The 249-nt window shown below is 52.2% G+C and carries 1 protein-coding gene; it reads left to right on the top strand.

Annotation, left to right across the window (positions count from 1 at the left end; genetic code table 11):
• Nucleotides 1-165 (top strand): sulfur carrier protein ThiS (thiS, locus tag ACTHS4_RS12285; protein ID WP_440366027.1); only part of this gene is annotated, 165 nt, incomplete at its 5' end.
• Nucleotides 166-249 lie beyond the last annotated feature (84 nt).

Here is a 249-nt window from a genome sequence, read left to right on the forward strand (position 1 = left end):
ACATTAAACGGCACAACTATCGCCGACCTTATCGCCCAAACCGCGCCGCAAAAACCGTTTGCCGTTGCCGTCAATACCCAGTTTGTCTCCAAAGGCGCGTATGCGGAAACGCTGTTGAATGAAAACGATAAAGTGGACATCGTGCGCCCCGTAGTCGGCGGATAAGCAGTTTGCAATCAACAGGTCGGGTATTTGCGCCCGACTTTTGCCTGTTTGAATATCGGGCAGGATTGCCCGATTGCCTTATGC

The sequence above is a fragment of the Neisseria sp. P0014.S009 genome, assembly GCF_051958155.1.
GTDB classification, from domain to species: Bacteria; Pseudomonadota; Gammaproteobacteria; order Burkholderiales; family Neisseriaceae; genus Neisseria; species Neisseria flavescens_C.